The organism is Williamsia sp. Y853, assembly GCF_056786495.1.
This window is the reverse complement of the sequence record NZ_JBXCJC010000003.1, coordinates 199,591-214,101: the sequence shown is the minus strand read 5'-3', so window position 1 is coordinate 214,101 and position 14,511 is coordinate 199,591. Positions and strand designations below refer to the sequence as shown.

Below are 14,511 nucleotides of genomic sequence, written 5' to 3'. Positions count from 1 at the left end.
AGGCCCGCTCACAGGTCCATCAAGTCGTCGAGACCCACGGTCAGGCCCGGACGGTCACCGATCTCACGGACACCGAGCAGCACCCCCGGGACAAACGAGGTGCGGTCGATCGAGTCGTGCCGGATCGTCAGGGTCTCACCCTGTGTCCCGAAGAGGACCTCTTGATGGGCGACCAATCCGGCGAGCCGGACCGAATGCACGCGGACGCCGTCGACATCGGCACCGCGGGCGCCCTCGAGTTCGGCTGTGGTCGCATCCGGGCTGATCGGCACGCCGGCTTCGGCCCGAGCTTGCGCGATCAAGGCCGCAGTCCGGTATGCAGTACCCGACGGCGCATCGGCCTTGTGCGGGTGGTGGAGTTCGATCACCTCGACCGAATCGAAGAAGCGTGCCGCCTGCTTGGCGAATCGCATGCTCAGCACCGCGCCGATGGCAAAGTTCGGTGCAATCAGGACCCCGACTCCGGGCTTGGCTGCAAGCCAACCGCGAACAGTGTCCAGTCGCGCGTCGTCAAAGCCCGTCGTGCCGACAACCGCGTGGATCCCGTTCTCTATCAAGAACTTCAGGTTGTCCATCACCACGTCCGGGTGGGTGAAGTCCACCACGACAGAGGTCGAGGTCTCGACGAACCGCGACAACGGGTCGCCCTTGTCGACACCTGCGCTGAAGTCGAGGTCTGCTGCGGCCTCGACACCCGCCACGATTGCCTGGCCCACTTTGCCGCCGGAACCGAGGACACCTACTTTGATCTGGTCAGTCACCCCGCCGAGTCTAGTCAGCTCGACGCGGCCACTCCGACCAGGGAGACCTGACATCCGATCAGAAGATCGGCGCCGAACCGCGAAGATGCTCGAACACCAGCGACGTGGTCGTTCCGGCCACCTCGGGCCGTGCATTGAGCGTCTCGATGAACTTTCGTAGCGCCTCGGTGTCCGCGGTGGCCACATGCAGAAGATAGTCGTCTGCCCCGGCCAGGAAAAAGACGTCGATGACCTCATCTTTCCGGCCGAGTTCAGCCACAAGTCGCCGGATCTGGCCACGCGCATCCGACTGCAGACTCACCGCGACCATGGCACGCAACGGCCGACCGACAGCAGCCGGATCGATGTCGGCGAAGAAGCCGCGCACCACCCCGATGTCGATCAGACGCCGGATCCGCCCATGGCATGTCGATGCCGCGATGCCCACCTCCGCTGCCAACGCACTGTTCGGCATGCGCGCGTCGACCTGCAGCAGGGCAAGCAGTCGCCGATCGATGTCGTCGAGCCCGGCCGCGCGGGCCCGAATATTGTTCGACTCAAGAGCCATCACGACCTCCATTCCCGCAACATCTTCACCAGAGACTACCTATTTGAGAATCTTTGTCACTGATCTTGCAGGCTTTCCGCTGTTTCTTCACCCTTGAAGTCAGGGCCGAGCCCCACCACTACCGAGGAGTCATTCATGCGCGTCGGCATCCCCCGCGAGATCAAGAACAACGAGTTCCGAGTTGCCATCACGCCTGCGGGTGTAGCCGAACTCACCCGCCGCGGCCACGAAGTGATCGTCGAACACGAAGCCGGCACCGGGTCCGCGATTGCCGACACAGATTTCAAGGAGGCCGGAGCGCAGATCCTCGGCACCGCCCGGGAAGTGTGGGAGCAGGCCGAACTGCTGCTGAAGGTCAAAGAGCCGATCGCCTCGGAGTACGAACTCATGCGCGAAGGCCAGACGCTCTTCACCTACCTGCATCTCGCTGCCGGCCGGGCCTGCACCGACGCCCTGCTGCAGTCCGGCACCACCTCGATCGCCTACGAAACCGTGCAGGAAGCCGACGGATCGCTGCCGTTGCTCGCCCCGATGAGCGAGGTCGCCGGACGACTCGCCCCGCAGGTCGGCGCCTACCATCTGATGCGCTCAGCCGGTGGCCGCGGCGTACTGATGGGCGGCGTCCCCGGAACCGTGCCGGCGGACGTTGTTGTCATCGGCGGCGGCGTCAGCGGAGTCAACGCAGCCACGATCGCGGTCGGGATGGGCGCAGAAGTGACGGTCTTCGACCTCGACATCAACAAGCTGCGGGCCATCGACGCGCGTTTCAACGGTCGGGTCCACACCCGCTACAGCACCAAGTTCGACCTCGACGAGGCAATCAAACAGGCCGATCTCGTCATCGGAGCCGTGTTGGTCCCCGGCGCGAAGGCACCGGTCCTGGTCTCCAATTCCCTGGTCGCACAGATGAAGCCCGGTTCCGTACTGGTCGACATCGCCATCGACCAGGGCGGCTGCTTCGAGGACTCCCGGCCGACCACTCACGACGACCCGACGTTCATGGTTCACGATTCGGTCTTCTATTGCGTGGCCAACATGCCCGGGTCAGTGGCCCGCACCTCGACGATGGCGCTGACCGGAGCGACCCTCCCCTACGTCCTGCGCCTCGCCGATCTCGGCTGGACCGAAGCCCTGCGGCGAGATCCGGCATTGGCCAAGGGTCTTTCCACCCATCAGGGTGAATTGCTCTGCGCGCACGTCTCCGAAGCTCTGGACATCCCGCTCGGCGTCTCACCCCTGCGGATCTGACCCGTCCGGCTCGGCCCATTGCCGGACCGACATGTAGTGGGACATATTGTCCATTCGCCGCTGGACTGCCGACACCTCACGGACCGCTTGTCCGACGAGGCTGCGGTCCAGCGGCGAAAGGCGTTGCATGGTCAGCACATCCGATGCTGCCTCGCCATGATCGAGTTGCGCGACCTGGTAGGTCAGACGAATCTTCTGCAGCACCTCGAACACCTCGATGAGCGTGTTCGCGTTGTCTTCGCTGAGCATTGCGCTCCCGGCGGCCGCCGACAGCCGTCCGCGGGTTCCGAGTTCGGGACTCTGAACGCTCAGCGCTGCCCACCGGGCGATATTGATCACCGGAACCAGCGCATGACTTTTGATGTCGAACGTTCCACCCCGCCGCGCCAGCACGTCGCGCATCGACCGCAATTTCGCCTTGTACGACAATGATTCGGCAAGCAGCAGCCGCATCGTCCCAGGGTGTCGGCGCAGATCACGGAACACCTCGGAGACCGCGGTCGCTCCCGGGTCACCCCAGATCGGACGGCCGTCGAGTAGCAACGAAGCCAGGATCATCCCCTTGTTGTCGAGCGGGGACTCGAGCCACTGTTCGGCAACCTCGCGCCATTGGCTGTGGGTCCTGGAGAACAGAGGCATGTCCGCAGTGGCACCGTTGGTGTCTACGCCGAGTCCACTGCGGCGCAGCACTTCGCCGACGTCGGCGAACGCGGCACGGTAGGCGGCGATCCGTTCGGGATCGGACACCGACTCGTCGAATGAGACCGCCGAATCGACGTCGGAACTGAGCACCGACTCCCGACGTGCGTTGCTACCCAACGACAGCCAGGTCAGCGCGGCCGGGTCGAGGTCGGGGCGCGAGGTCAGCTCGATCTCCAGAGCCCGCCGGACCACCGCGTCCGTCAGCACGGACAGGACCGCGGTCACCTCATAGGACGGCCGTCCCCGACGCAGGAGATCGGCTGCCACGTAGCGCATCCGCCGACCTCGCTCGGCCAACGTATCGAAAGAGTCGGCGCGCGCGATCTGTTCGCGAAGGGAGACACCGGCGCCGGCCGGTGCGTTGACGAAGTCCTCCGGAACCACCACACCGCGCAGCGTCCCGTGCGGGTCTGTCACCGGTACGCAGGTGACCCCACGGTCCAGGATGTCCACCAGGACATCGGATGCCGGGGTCGTCGTCAGTGCCGTGACCGCCGGATAGGACATCACCTGATGGACCGGTTGATTCAGGTCCGACCCGGTCGCCACCACGCGGGCGCGGATGTCACGGTCGGTCAGTACCCCGAACCGGCCGTCCGGACACGGGATCACGATATAGCCGCTGTGGTGTTCGGTGATCTTCTGCGCGGCCTGCTGGACGGTCATGTCGGCGGTCCCCACCACCGGCGGCGTCCGGATCAGTTCGTCGACTGTCCCGAAGTTGCTCACCAACGGTGAGTCGGCACGTTGCGCGACCGTGAGTTTGCGCGCCAGGAACTCCGCACCGGCCAGTGACGAGAAGACCGGGCGCACGGTGTGGCCCGGAATCCGGCAGACCCGCACCGGACCGGCCGCAAGTGCCAGCGGGCCGATGGACGATCCGGTGAGCATTCCCGAGTAGCCGAAAACACCGCCCGGGCCCAAGATCTCGTCGGGTCCGTCCGGTTTGTGATCGGGAGAGTTCCACAATTCGACCTGCCCGGAAACCACCACCGCAAGCTCTTCGATCGGCTCGGTGAAGCCATTCATGATCGTGCTGCCGGATCCGTGGTCTTCCATCCGCGACACGGCAGCGACCGTCGCCAACTCGTCGCCGGAGAGCGCATCAAAGGGCGGGTGCCCGGAGAGAAACTCGGCGATCGACGTCATGGCGCAATCGTGCCAGGTCGCCGGCCGCAGCGCGCCGCGCCCGTCAATTCACCAGCGAGGTCAATGACTTGGGTAGCTGGCGGTGGCTGCGGTATGGACCGATCACGGCCGCACCGAACGGTTGTCCGAGCAGTTCCCGAGCGACCCTGGTGGTGTCGGCAGCGTTCACACGATCGATCTTGCGCAACGCCTCGTCGACCGTCATCCGCTTGCCGTAGTTGATCTCACCGCGACCATTGCGGTGCATCCGGGACTGCGAGTCCTCCAGGCCCAGGACCATTGCCCCACGGAGCGACCCCTTGGCACGGTCGAGCTCTTCTGCGGTGATCCCGTGTTCTGCCACCTCGGTCAGGATTGTGGTCATGACCGACGTGACCTCGGCGAGATGGTCGGGCGAGCAGCCCGCGTACACCGAGAACGCACCCACGTCGGCGAACGAGTCAACCGACGAATACACCGAATAGGCCAGTCCCCGCGATTCGCGAATCTCTTGGAACAGCCGGGAACTCAGTCCCCCACCCACTGCGGTGTTGAGGACCGACAGTGCCCAGCGGTCGCCGCTGCCACGACCCGGCGCCCGCACGCCCAGCAACAGGTGCGCCTGCTCGGTGTCGCGATAGGACACCTCCAGCGTGGGTCGGCCGCCGATCGCTTTGGCACCCAATCGAATCGGTGCCGGTTTCGCTTCCTTGTCCAGATGTCCGGCGAACGTCGCTCGGGCCGCGGCAAGAACCTCGGCATGGTCGACGTTGCCCGCGACCGACAAAACCATCTTGTCGGGCGTGTAGCGGCGCTGGTGGAAGGAACGCACCTGCGTGCGCGTCATCGACGTGATCGACTCGGCCGAACCGATGACCGGCCGTCCGAGCGGATGATTGCCGTACATCGACGTCATGAACAGGTCGGCGAGCAGATCTTCGGGATCGTCGTCGCGCATGGCGATCTCTTCGAGGACCACCGCGCGCTCGATCCCGACGTCTTCGGTTCGGCATTCGCCCCGCAGGACGACGTCGGCGACGATGTCGATGGCTGTTGCCATGTGCTCGTCGAGGACGTGGGCGTAGTAGCAGGTCTGCTCTTTACCTGTGAAGGCGTTGAGCTCTCCGCCGATTGCATCGATCTGCTGCGCAGTGCTCGCCGCAGATCGGGTCGGCGTCGACTTGAACAACAGGTGTTCAAGGAAGTGTGCCGCCCCGGCAACCGAGGGCTTCTCGTCTCTTGATCCAACCGCGACCCAGAGTCCCACCGACGCCGAACGCACGCCAGGAAGATACTCGGTGACCACCCGGAGCCCACCGGGCAGTACGGATCTCCGTACTGCCCGGTGGGTAACTGAGGACACAGACTTATGCGTCCCGGTTAAATCTGCTGTGCGGCTCAGGCTTTCGCCTCTGTAGCAGCGTCGGTGGTAGCAGCGGGCTCGTCTTCGACGGGGACCAGGCTGATCTTGCCGCGATCGTCGATGTCGGCGATCTCGACGCGGATCTTCTCGCCGACGTTGACAACGTCTTCGACCTTGCTGATCCGCTTGCCCTTGCCCAGCTTCGAGATGTGGACGAGGCCGTCGCGGCCCGGGAGCAGCGAGACGAACGCACCGAAGGTGGTCGTCTTGACGACGGTTCCGAGGAACCGCTCGCCCACCTTGGGCAGCTGCGGGTTGGCGATGGCGTTGATCATGTCGATCGCGGCCTGGGCAGACGGTCCATCGGTGGCGCCGACGAACACGGTGCCGTCGTCTTCGATGGAGATGTTCGCACCGGTCTGCTCGGTGATCGAGTTGATCATCTTGCCCTTGGGCCCGATGACCTCGCCGATCTTGTCGATCGGAACCTTGACCGTGGTCACGCGCGGCGCGTACTTGCTCATCTCGTCCGGCTCGTCGATGGCTTCTGCCATGACCTCCAGGATGGTGTTCCGCGCGTCCTTTGCCTGGGCCAGAGCCGAGGCCAACACGCTCGAGGGGATGCCGTCGAGCTTGGTGTCGAGCTGCAGGGCCGTCACGAAGTCCTTGGTGCCTGCGACCTTGAAGTCCATGTCACCGAAGGCATCTTCGGCGCCGAGGATGTCGGTCAGTGCCACGTAACGGGTCTGGCCGTCGACCTCGTCGGTGACCAGGCCCATGGCGATACCGGCAACCGGCGCGCGCAGCGGCACACCGGCGTTCAGCAGCGACATCGTCGATGCACAGACCGAGCCCATCGAGGTCGATCCGTTGGAGCTGAGCGCCTCGGATACCTGACGGATGGCGTACGGGAACTCCGCGACGGTCGGCAGCACCGGCATCAGAGCGCGCTCGGCGAGTGCGCCGTGCCCGATCTCGCGACGCTTCGGCGAACCGACGCGACCGGTTTCACCGGTCGAGTACGGCGGGAAGTTGTAGTGGTGCATGTAGCGCTTGCTGGTCTCGGGTCCGAGCGAATCGACCTGCTGGGCCATCTTGACCATGTCGAGGGTGGTGACGCCCAGGATCTGGGTCTCGCCGCGCTCGAACAGGGCGCTGCCGTGTGCACGCGGGATGATCGCGACCTCAGCGGACAGCGAACGGATGTCGGTGACACCGCGTCCGTCGATCCGGAAGTGGTCGGTCAGGATGCGCTTGCGCACGAGCTTCTTGGTCAGCGAGCGGAATGCAGCGCCGATTTCCTTCTCGCGGCCTTCGAACTTGCCTGCGAGGTCGCTCACGATGTCCGACTTCAGCTGATCGGTCTTGTCGTCGCGCTCCTGCTTGCCTGCGATGCTCAGGATCTCTCCGAGACGCGCAGCGCCGGCAGCTTCGACTGCGGCGAAGACGTCATCGCCGTACGGCGGGAACAGCGGGAAGTCGCCGGTCGGCTTGGAAGCCTCGGCGGCGAGCTTCTGCTGTGCTTCACAGAGACGGGCGATGAACGGCTTGGCCGCCTCGAGGCCCTCGGCGACAATCGCCTCGGTCGGCGCCTGGGCGCCACCCTCGATGAGCTCGATCACGTTGTCGGTGGCCTCGGCCTCGACCATCATGATCGCGACGTCTGCGCTGTCTCCTTCACCGGAGACGATGCGGCCGGCGACAACCATGTCGAAGACTGCGCCTTCGAGCTGCTGGACGGTGGGGAATGCAACCCACTGGCCGGCCTTGTTCTCGTCGGTCGGGATCAGGGCGACGCGGACGCCACCGACCGGTCCGGAGAACGGCAGTCCGGCGATCTGGGTGGACGCAGAAGCCGCGTTGATCGCGACGACGTCGTACAGGTCCTTGGGATCGAGGCTCAGGATGGTGACGACAACCTGGATCTCGTTACGCAGGCCGTCGACGAACGACGGGCGCAGCGGCCGGTCGATCAGGCGGCAGGTCAGGATCGCGTCGGTGGACGGACGGCCTTCGCGGCGGAAGAACGATCCGGGGATGCGGCCTGCGGCGTACATCCGCTCTTCGACATCCACGGTCAGCGGGAAGAAGTCGAACTGTTCTTTGGGGTGCTTGCCGGCGCTGGTGGCCGAGAGCAGCATGGTCTCTTCGTCGAGGTAGGCGACAACTGCGCCGGCTGCCTGCTGTGCGAGACGTCCGGTCTCGAAACGGATGGTGCGGGTGCCGAAGGTGCCATTGTCGATGATGGCGGTCGCTTCGGTGATCTCGTCGTCGTACTCCACAGCGTCTGTGCTGGTGACGTCGGTCATGTGTGGGAATCTCCTACTGTTGGCTTTCAGGTTCGCGACCGACCTGCAAACAGTCGGCCGGCTCGCGGGCAAACACACGCGAGTAGGCCCTGCGCCAGGAGAATGTGCGGCTGTCGCCGTGTGACGGCCGTCGATCGAAGCCGCCGGACGAAAATACCTACGTTCCGGGAGCCACTACCGAAGACCGCTCACCAGTGCGGACGCACAGACGAACATTTTCCTGACACAAAAGCCAAGCCGAGGATATCACTTGACATCCTCGGCTTTGACGATCTTGGGGTTTACATCTGTCCGGGCTGGCCGGTCAGACACGCTTTACCTGGCGAATCGCCGGGGCGAGTCGCCGACGGCAACTAGCGGCGCAGACCCAGGCGCTCGATCAGCGTGCGGTAGCGCTGCACATCGACCTTGGCGACGTACTTGAGCAACCGGCGGCGCTTACCGACGAGCAGCAGCAGACCACGACGACTGTGGTGGTCGTGCTTGTGCTCTTTGAGGTGCTCGGTGAGATCGACGATCCGCTTGGTCAGCATTGCGACCTGGGCCTCGGGAGACCCGGTGTCGGTCTCATGCAAGCCGTACTCGGCGAGAATGGTCTTCTTTTCTTCAACGGTCAGTGCCACAAAAACTCCTGGTTATGACGATCGCGCGTGAGTGTGAGAACACCCGGCGGTCTTTCGAACGCCGCGTGCACCGGTGCGGCCACCGCGAACCGCAGCGCACACCAACGAATGACTCTACCGGCGGCGTGACCGCCCGTCCAAATCGTCCGGAATCTGCGGTCAGCAGGGCTATGGGAGCAGCAGTCGGGTCTGGTCCACATCTGCGGAGATCTGGTCGGTCAGGTTCGAGACCTCGTCGTACTTCACCTGACCGCGGATCCGGGCGACGAAGTCGACCGCCACGTGCTGGCCGTACAGATCGGCCGAGGTGTCGAGGACATACGCCTCGATGGTTCGGGTGCGGCCGGAGAACGTCGGGTTGGTACCCACCGAAACCGCTGCGCGGTAACTCTCCCCCGGTTCGACCTGTCCCACCACCGGACCGGCGCCGAGGACCGTGAACCAAGCGGCGTACACACCGTCGGCCGGGATCGCCGAATACATCGGCGGGGCGATATTGGCTGTCGGGAATCCGAGGTCGCGGCCACGGCCGTCGCCGCGCACGACAACACCTTCGACGCGGTGCGGTCGTCCGAGCGCTTCGGTGGCGGTCGCGACGTCACCGGCGTCGACACACGATCGGATGTACGTCGACGACAACGTGACCGCATGTTCTCCGAGGAGTGAGACGGCCTCGACCTCGAAGCCGAACCGTTCACCGAACTTGCGCAGTGTGTCGACGTTGCCTGCGGCCTTCTTGCCGAACGTGAAGTTGTCGCCGACGACCACGACTTGGGCATGCAACCGCTCGACGAGCACCTCGTGCGCGAAATCCTTGGGTGACTGTGCGGCCAGGACGGGCGTGAACGGCATGACGCAAAAGACGTCGATGCCAAGTTCTTCGGCCAATTCGGCCCGACGCGTCAGGGTCGAGAGCTGCGGCGGATGGGTTCCCGGACGCACGACTTCGGCCGGATGGGGGTCAAACGTCATCAGGACCGCAGGCACGCCACGTTCTTTGGCCGCCCGGATAGCCCTGGTGATCAATTGCGCATGTCCTCGGTGGACGCCGTCGAAAACGCCGATCGTGACCACACATCTGCCCCAGTCCGCGGGGATATCGTCGAGCCCTCGCCAACGCAACACCGCACAAGCGTACGACCCCGCACCGCCGGGTGCGACAGCGCACACTCTGTCCACGCGTCCAGACCCGGAAACGGCGCACTGTTGGTGCGGCAATGACACAGATCCCAGTCGGTCGTCATAAACTCGATCGGTGCCCTCCTCAGAGACTCCCCCCGAATCCACGGTGGACGCCGCCACCCTGGCCGGGCTGAAGGCGGTTTCCGAGCTGTCGACGGTCACCCAGGACTATCTGAAGGTCATCTGGACCGGGCAAGAATGGAAGCCCGAGAAGATAACCACCAAGATGCTTGCCGAAAAGCTCGGTGTGTCCCCGTCCACGGCCTCTGAGGCGATCCGCAAACTCGCGGACCAGGGTCTGGTGGTGCACGAGCGCTACGGGTCGATCACCTTGACCGACACCGGCCGTACCGCCGCGATCCTGATGGTCCGCCGCCACCGTCTGCTCGAGACGTTCCTGGTCCGAGAACTCGGATACAGCTGGGACGAGGTCCACGACGAGGCCGAGGTTCTCGAACACGCGGTCTCCGACCGGTTCATGGCACGGCTGGACATCAAACTCGATCATCCGACCCGCGACCCGCACGGCGATCCGATCCCGTCCATAGACGGTTCGGTCCCCACCCCGGATGCCTCGCTGTTGGCAGATCTGGAAGTCGGCGCCGGAGGACGCATCGCACGGATCGCCGACACCGATCCGGAGATGCTGCGCTACTTCGATTCCGTCGGTATCGCTCTCGACCGCAAGGTCACCATCCGCGAACTGCGGCCGTTCGCCGGAACCATCGAGATCAGCATCGACGAAGGCACACCCATAGACCTGGGAGACATTGCCGCCCGGGCGATCTGGCTCGTCACCGCCTAGCGGAGCTCAATGCCCGCGCAGGGTCGCCGGCCGCACAACCATGACCGAACTGGCGCGACGGCCCTTCTCTTGCAGCAACGCGATCGTGTGACCGTCCGGGTCGATGGCTGCGTAGGTGCCCTCCAAACCGATGGGCTCCAACCAGCGACCCTGGCTGATCGATTCGGCTTCTTCGGTTGTGATGTTCCGGTGCGGGAAGGCGAACTGTGCGGCCGCGTCGATGTCGAGGGAGACACCCGGGTCATCGGCGACTTCTTCGAGGGTACGGGCGACATCCAGTCCGAACGGCCCAACCCTGGTGCGGCGCAATGCCGTCAGGTGTCCCCCGACGTCCAGTGCGCTCCCGAGATCGCGGGCCAGCGACCGGATGTACGTGCCTGCCGAGCATTCGACCTCGACATCGACATCGGTGTAGGTGACGCCATCGGGATTGTTCTCGCCGGGCGGCACCAGACGGACCTGCCCGACCTCGAAACGCGACACGGTGACCGGCCTGGCCTTCAATTCGAACTCGGCACCGTCGCGGGCCAGTGCATGCGCCCGACGGCCGTCGACCTTGATGGCGCTGACACGCGCCGGGATCTGGCTGATGTCGCCGGTCAGGGCCGCGACCTGTTCGGTGATCTGGCCGACGTCGATGTGCCCGGCGTCGGTCGACGAGATGATCTGCCCCTCGGCATCATCGGTGTCCGTTGCCGCCCCGAGACGGATGGTGGCCGTGTACGCCTTGGTGGTCAGGGACAGCAGGCCCAGCATCTTGGTGGCCCGCTCGACGCCGATCACCAGCACGCCGGTGGCCATGGGATCCAGAGTGCCTGCGTGCCCGACCTTCCTGGTCTTGAGTAGCTTTCGGCACGCGGCCACCACATCGTGACTGGTCAGCCCCTGGGCTTTGTCGACGATCAGCAGGCCGGCGCCGTCGAGGCCCGAACTCAATGTGCTCATAGCGAGATCACCGCGATGATCAGTCCGCGCTCGACAAGCCACCGGCCGTCGAACCCGAGAAGCGGTTCGCCGCCGTCGATCGTGGCACCGTCGACGAGCAACTCGCTGCGAAACGTGCCCATGGTCCCCGTCTCTGCCTGTTGGAAAGTGATGTGTGCGTCCTCGAAACCGAGCCATCGTTTGGTCAGCGGAAACCAGGCCTTGTACGTTGCCTCCTTGGCGCAGAACAGGAGTCGATCCCAGTGCATGGAATCATCCCGTGCTGCCAAGACCTCCCGCTCCGGTTCCAAACTCACCGCGTCGAGCACCCCTTCGGGCAGCGGTGCGTGCGGTTCGGCATCCACACCCAGCGACCGCACCTGCATCGAATATCCCGCGATGGCAGCACGATAGCCGTCGCAGTGGGTCAGGCTGCCGACGACCTGGCGCGGCCACAACGGCTCACCCTTGTCGCCACGCATGATCGGCACCGGCTCGATCCCCAACTGGCCCAGAGCTTCTCGTGCACAATTTCTCGTGGTGACGAATTCTTTGCGACGCTTCTCGACAGCCCGCGCGACCAACCCGGCCTCGGCGGCCAAGGGTGCAAGATCGGGCATCTCACCAAACGATTCGGCCACCGCAACCCCGGAGGGCAACAGCTTTTCGATCATGGTGTCCCGCCTCGATTCTCTTCACGCTGCGCTCTGCGCGCCTTGATGTCTTCACGCTTGCGCGTCAATTGTTCGGTGAACTCCGCCGCCCGCTCCCGATAATCGGGCGGTAATTCGAACCGGGCGCCGTGTTCGGGTAGGTGCTCGGGCCGCAGACCCTCGTCGGGCGCGATCTTGCGGAGCAAGGGTTCGGGCAGACCACGCCGGTTCCATTCGCGGGGATAGCCGACCGATACCTCTTCGAAGCGGATGTCGTCGTACCAGGTGGTCCGTGGGATGTGCAGGTGTCCGTACACGCAGCACGACGCGTTGTATCGCGTGTGCCAGTCGGCGGTCAGCTCACTGCCACACCACAACGCGAACTCGGGATACATGAGTGCGTCGGTCGGTTCACGACGCAAAGGCCAGTGGTTGATGAGCACCTTGGGCTCGGTCCGATCGAGTTGATCCAACCGCTTTCGGGTCTGCTCGATCCGGGCGCGTCCCCATGCGTCACGGGTCGGGTAGGGCTCTGGCGAGAGCAGGAACTCGTCGGTGGCCACCACGTTGTTCTCACGGGCCACAGCCAGCGCCTGCAGCTTGTTCGTGGTTCCTGCCGGGCGAAAGGTGTAGTCGTACAACAAGAACATCGGGACCACGCGGACCGGGGTCGACCCGTCACCGGCATCGAATAGCGGATAGATGTCTTCGGGCGTGACGACGCCGAGGTCGCGGCACATCTGGACGAGGTAGTCGTATCGCGCCACTCCGAAGATCTGCATCGGGTCTTTGGCTGTGGTGTACAGCTCGTGGTTGCCCGGGACCCAGATCACGGTCTCGAACCTTGTCTTCAGGCGGCGCAGCGTGTCAGAGAGGTCGTCGGTGCGCTCACTCACGTCACCGGCGACGATGAGCCAGTCACCTTCGCTCTGCGGCTGGATCCTGTCGATCACCGATTCGTTGCCGCGATGTGCGACATGTAGGTCGCTGATCGCCCACAATGTCGCCATGGATATCCCTTCGCGCGCGCCTGAAAGAGGCGGTTTGCCCCAACACGCGAGGGTAGTCGACTACCGGACGGTGCTGTGTCCGGGCTCTTCGGCGACCCGCGTCGTCAGCTGTGCTGCGACGGTTTGATATCGGTCGTCACCGACGCCATCGATCCACCACTTGACACCGGCAACCGGCAGCGAGCCACCGCGCTCGACAACCCACCGCCGATACACGTCGTCGGCCAGGTCCACGGCGACGTCGGCGTCCTGATACGTCCCGGCGCGGCGTTCGAGTACCCGCCATCCGCGCTGGAAACGTGAACCGAACCGTTTCGCAGGCGTCAACGAATCGACCATCGCACTCAGTGCGTTCAGTACCCGGTAGGGAAGTTTCAACGTCTTGTGCAGCATCACGTCCTGCGGCTCGGTGACGAGCCGACTGTCCGCGAACACCAGCCCTGCCGCACGCGCCTCGTCGACCATCCACTTGAGTGATCTGTTCGCGAGCTCGCACTCCTCGTAGCCCCCGCCGACATCGCTGTGCACACCGTCGAACCAGATCTGTCTGACGTCTGGGGTCGCCTTCTTTTTCTTGTTCTCCGTCCACAGAGCCGGCGCAAAAGCCCGCCGACGCTCGTGAATTGCCAAGGCGTGCCTGGCTGTCGCGACCTGGGGTGTCAGCGCCACGTTGTGGAAGCGGTAGTTCCGGCGTGTCACACCCGGAACACCCAGGGTCCCGACCGTGTCGAACACCCCGAGGAACCGGACGATGACGTCATTCTGGTCGTAACAGTCGGTCTGGAAATCGGCCACACTCCTGGACCATTCGGGGGTGGGCTTCTCACCGTCGGCCGGTCGTCCCCGATACAGCCCCATCACCTTCGACAGGTTGTTCTCCGCCAGCCCGTCGGGTGTGAGCAGACCGATCGCATCGATCATCCCCACCAGGCTCCGCGCCGTGTAGGCACCGCGACTGAATCCGAAAACGTAGATATGGTCTTCCTTTTCGTAATTCAATGACAGGAACCGGTAGGCCCCGACGATCGCCGCGTCGAGTCCCAGACCGAAGGCGCCGCCGACGAGCTTCTCGAATCGCGTGGCACCGGTACCGACCCCGGCGGCGTAGTAGACGATCTGGACCGGAAGATCTTTCGGTGTGGTCTCGATCGCCCGGGCGATCTTCTCGATGTTCGAGACGTCCTTGTCATCGGCGTTCTTCCACGTGCCGTCACAGCACACCACCAGGTTCTTCACGCCATGCCCTCCCCCGAAGC

The 14,511-nt window shown here is 64.5% G+C and carries 13 protein-coding genes; 2 read left to right on the top strand and 11 right to left on the bottom strand.

Annotated features, from left to right (window positions below; translation table 11 throughout):
* Positions 1-8: 8 nt before the first annotated feature.
* A complete protein-coding gene (gene dapB / locus AC1TPF_RS17130; protein WP_482139157.1) occupies positions 9-761 on the bottom strand; it encodes a 4-hydroxy-tetrahydrodipicolinate reductase in 753 nt (250 codons plus the stop codon).
* Positions 762-819: 58 nt separating this feature from the next.
* Entirely contained in the window at positions 820-1,308 is a 489-nt protein-coding gene (locus AC1TPF_RS17125; protein WP_482139155.1) for an Lrp/AsnC family transcriptional regulator, read from the bottom strand.
* Positions 1,309-1,443: 135 nt separating this feature from the next.
* On the opposite strand from AC1TPF_RS17125, the gene ald reads away from it, so the two are divergent.
* Positions 1,444-2,556, top strand: coding sequence for an alanine dehydrogenase (ald, locus tag AC1TPF_RS17120; protein WP_482144824.1), 1,113 nt, complete (start codon positions 1,444-1,446; stop codon positions 2,554-2,556).
* Here the strand turns inward: ald and AC1TPF_RS17115 are convergent.
* The 5 genes from AC1TPF_RS17115 to AC1TPF_RS17095 all read right to left on the bottom strand — a co-directional run bounded on the left by AC1TPF_RS17115 (position 2,539) and on the right by AC1TPF_RS17095 (position 9,806).
* On the bottom strand, positions 2,539-4,407 hold the full coding sequence (locus AC1TPF_RS17115; RefSeq protein WP_482144823.1) for a putative nucleotidyltransferase substrate binding domain-containing protein: 1,869 nt from the start codon (positions 4,405-4,407) through the stop codon (positions 2,539-2,541). The genes ald and AC1TPF_RS17115 overlap by 18 nt on opposite strands.
* A gap of 43 nt (positions 4,408-4,450) precedes the next feature.
* Complete coding sequence (locus tag AC1TPF_RS17110; protein ID WP_482139149.1) at positions 4,451-5,749, bottom strand: M16 family metallopeptidase; 1,299 nt, start codon at positions 5,747-5,749, stop codon at positions 4,451-4,453.
* A 35-nt stretch (positions 5,750-5,784) separates the two neighbouring features.
* Entirely contained in the window at positions 5,785-8,058 is a 2,274-nt protein-coding gene (locus tag AC1TPF_RS17105) for a polyribonucleotide nucleotidyltransferase (protein ID WP_482144822.1), read from the bottom strand.
* A gap of 353 nt (positions 8,059-8,411) precedes the next feature.
* Entirely contained in the window at positions 8,412-8,681 is a 270-nt protein-coding gene (gene rpsO / locus AC1TPF_RS17100) for a 30S ribosomal protein S15 (RefSeq protein ID WP_482139146.1), read from the bottom strand.
* Between the two features lie 168 nt (positions 8,682-8,849).
* Positions 8,850-9,806: a bifunctional riboflavin kinase/FAD synthetase gene (locus AC1TPF_RS17095; RefSeq protein ID WP_482139144.1), complete on the bottom strand. Its 957-nt coding sequence runs from the start codon at positions 9,804-9,806 to the stop codon at positions 8,850-8,852.
* Positions 9,807-9,969: 163 nt separating this feature from the next.
* On the opposite strand from AC1TPF_RS17095, the gene AC1TPF_RS17090 reads away from it, so the two are divergent.
* Positions 9,970-10,668 carry a metal-dependent transcriptional regulator gene (locus tag AC1TPF_RS17090; RefSeq protein WP_482139884.1) on the top strand — a complete coding sequence of 233 codons (699 nt, stop codon included), beginning with the start codon at positions 9,970-9,972 and terminating at the stop codon, positions 10,666-10,668.
* A gap of 6 nt (positions 10,669-10,674) precedes the next feature.
* Here AC1TPF_RS17090 and truB read toward each other — a convergent pair whose 3' ends face one another.
* The 4 genes from truB to AC1TPF_RS17070 are packed head-to-tail and all read right to left on the bottom strand — an operon-like array spanning position 10,675 to position 14,491.
* Positions 10,675-11,613 carry a tRNA pseudouridine(55) synthase TruB gene (truB, locus tag AC1TPF_RS17085; protein ID WP_482144821.1) on the bottom strand — a complete coding sequence of 313 codons (939 nt, stop codon included), beginning with the start codon at positions 11,611-11,613 and terminating at the stop codon, positions 10,675-10,677.
* Complete coding sequence (locus AC1TPF_RS17080; RefSeq protein WP_482139141.1) at positions 11,610-12,266, bottom strand: 4'-phosphopantetheinyl transferase family protein; 657 nt, start codon at positions 12,264-12,266, stop codon at positions 11,610-11,612. Before AC1TPF_RS17080 ends, truB begins: the two co-directional genes overlap by 4 nt.
* Positions 12,263-13,255: a metallophosphoesterase family protein gene (locus AC1TPF_RS17075; protein WP_482144820.1), complete on the bottom strand. Its 993-nt coding sequence runs from the start codon at positions 13,253-13,255 to the stop codon at positions 12,263-12,265. Before AC1TPF_RS17075 ends, AC1TPF_RS17080 begins: the two co-directional genes overlap by 4 nt.
* Before the next feature lie 60 nt (positions 13,256-13,315).
* The gene (locus AC1TPF_RS17070) at positions 13,316-14,491 is read right to left on the bottom strand and encodes a DUF2235 domain-containing protein (protein ID WP_482144819.1); all 1,176 of its coding nucleotides are present in this window, start codon (positions 14,489-14,491) and stop codon (positions 13,316-13,318) included.
* Positions 14,492-14,511 lie beyond the last annotated feature (20 nt).

Excerpts from the sequence above, each read along its gene's own strand:
- AC1TPF_RS17125 (WP_482139155.1), bottom strand. The coding sequence starts at position 1,308 with ATGGCTCTTGAGTCGAACAATATTCGGGCCCGCGCGGCCGGGCTCGAC.
- ald (WP_482144824.1), top strand. The coding sequence starts at position 1,444 with ATGCGCGTCGGCATCCCCCGCGAGATCAAGAACAACGAGTTCCGAGTT.
- AC1TPF_RS17115 (WP_482144823.1), bottom strand. The coding sequence starts at position 4,407 with ATGACGTCGATCGCCGAGTTTCTCTCCGGGCACCCGCCCTTTGATGCG.
- AC1TPF_RS17105 (WP_482144822.1), bottom strand. The coding sequence starts at position 8,058 with ATGACCGACGTCACCAGCACAGACGCTGTGGAGTACGACGACGAGATC.
- truB (WP_482144821.1), bottom strand. The coding sequence starts at position 11,613 with ATGAGCACATTGAGTTCGGGCCTCGACGGCGCCGGCCTGCTGATCGTC.
- AC1TPF_RS17080 (WP_482139141.1), bottom strand. The coding sequence starts at position 12,266 with ATGATCGAAAAGCTGTTGCCCTCCGGGGTTGCGGTGGCCGAATCGTTT.
- AC1TPF_RS17075 (WP_482144820.1), bottom strand. The coding sequence starts at position 13,255 with ATGGCGACATTGTGGGCGATCAGCGACCTACATGTCGCACATCGCGGC.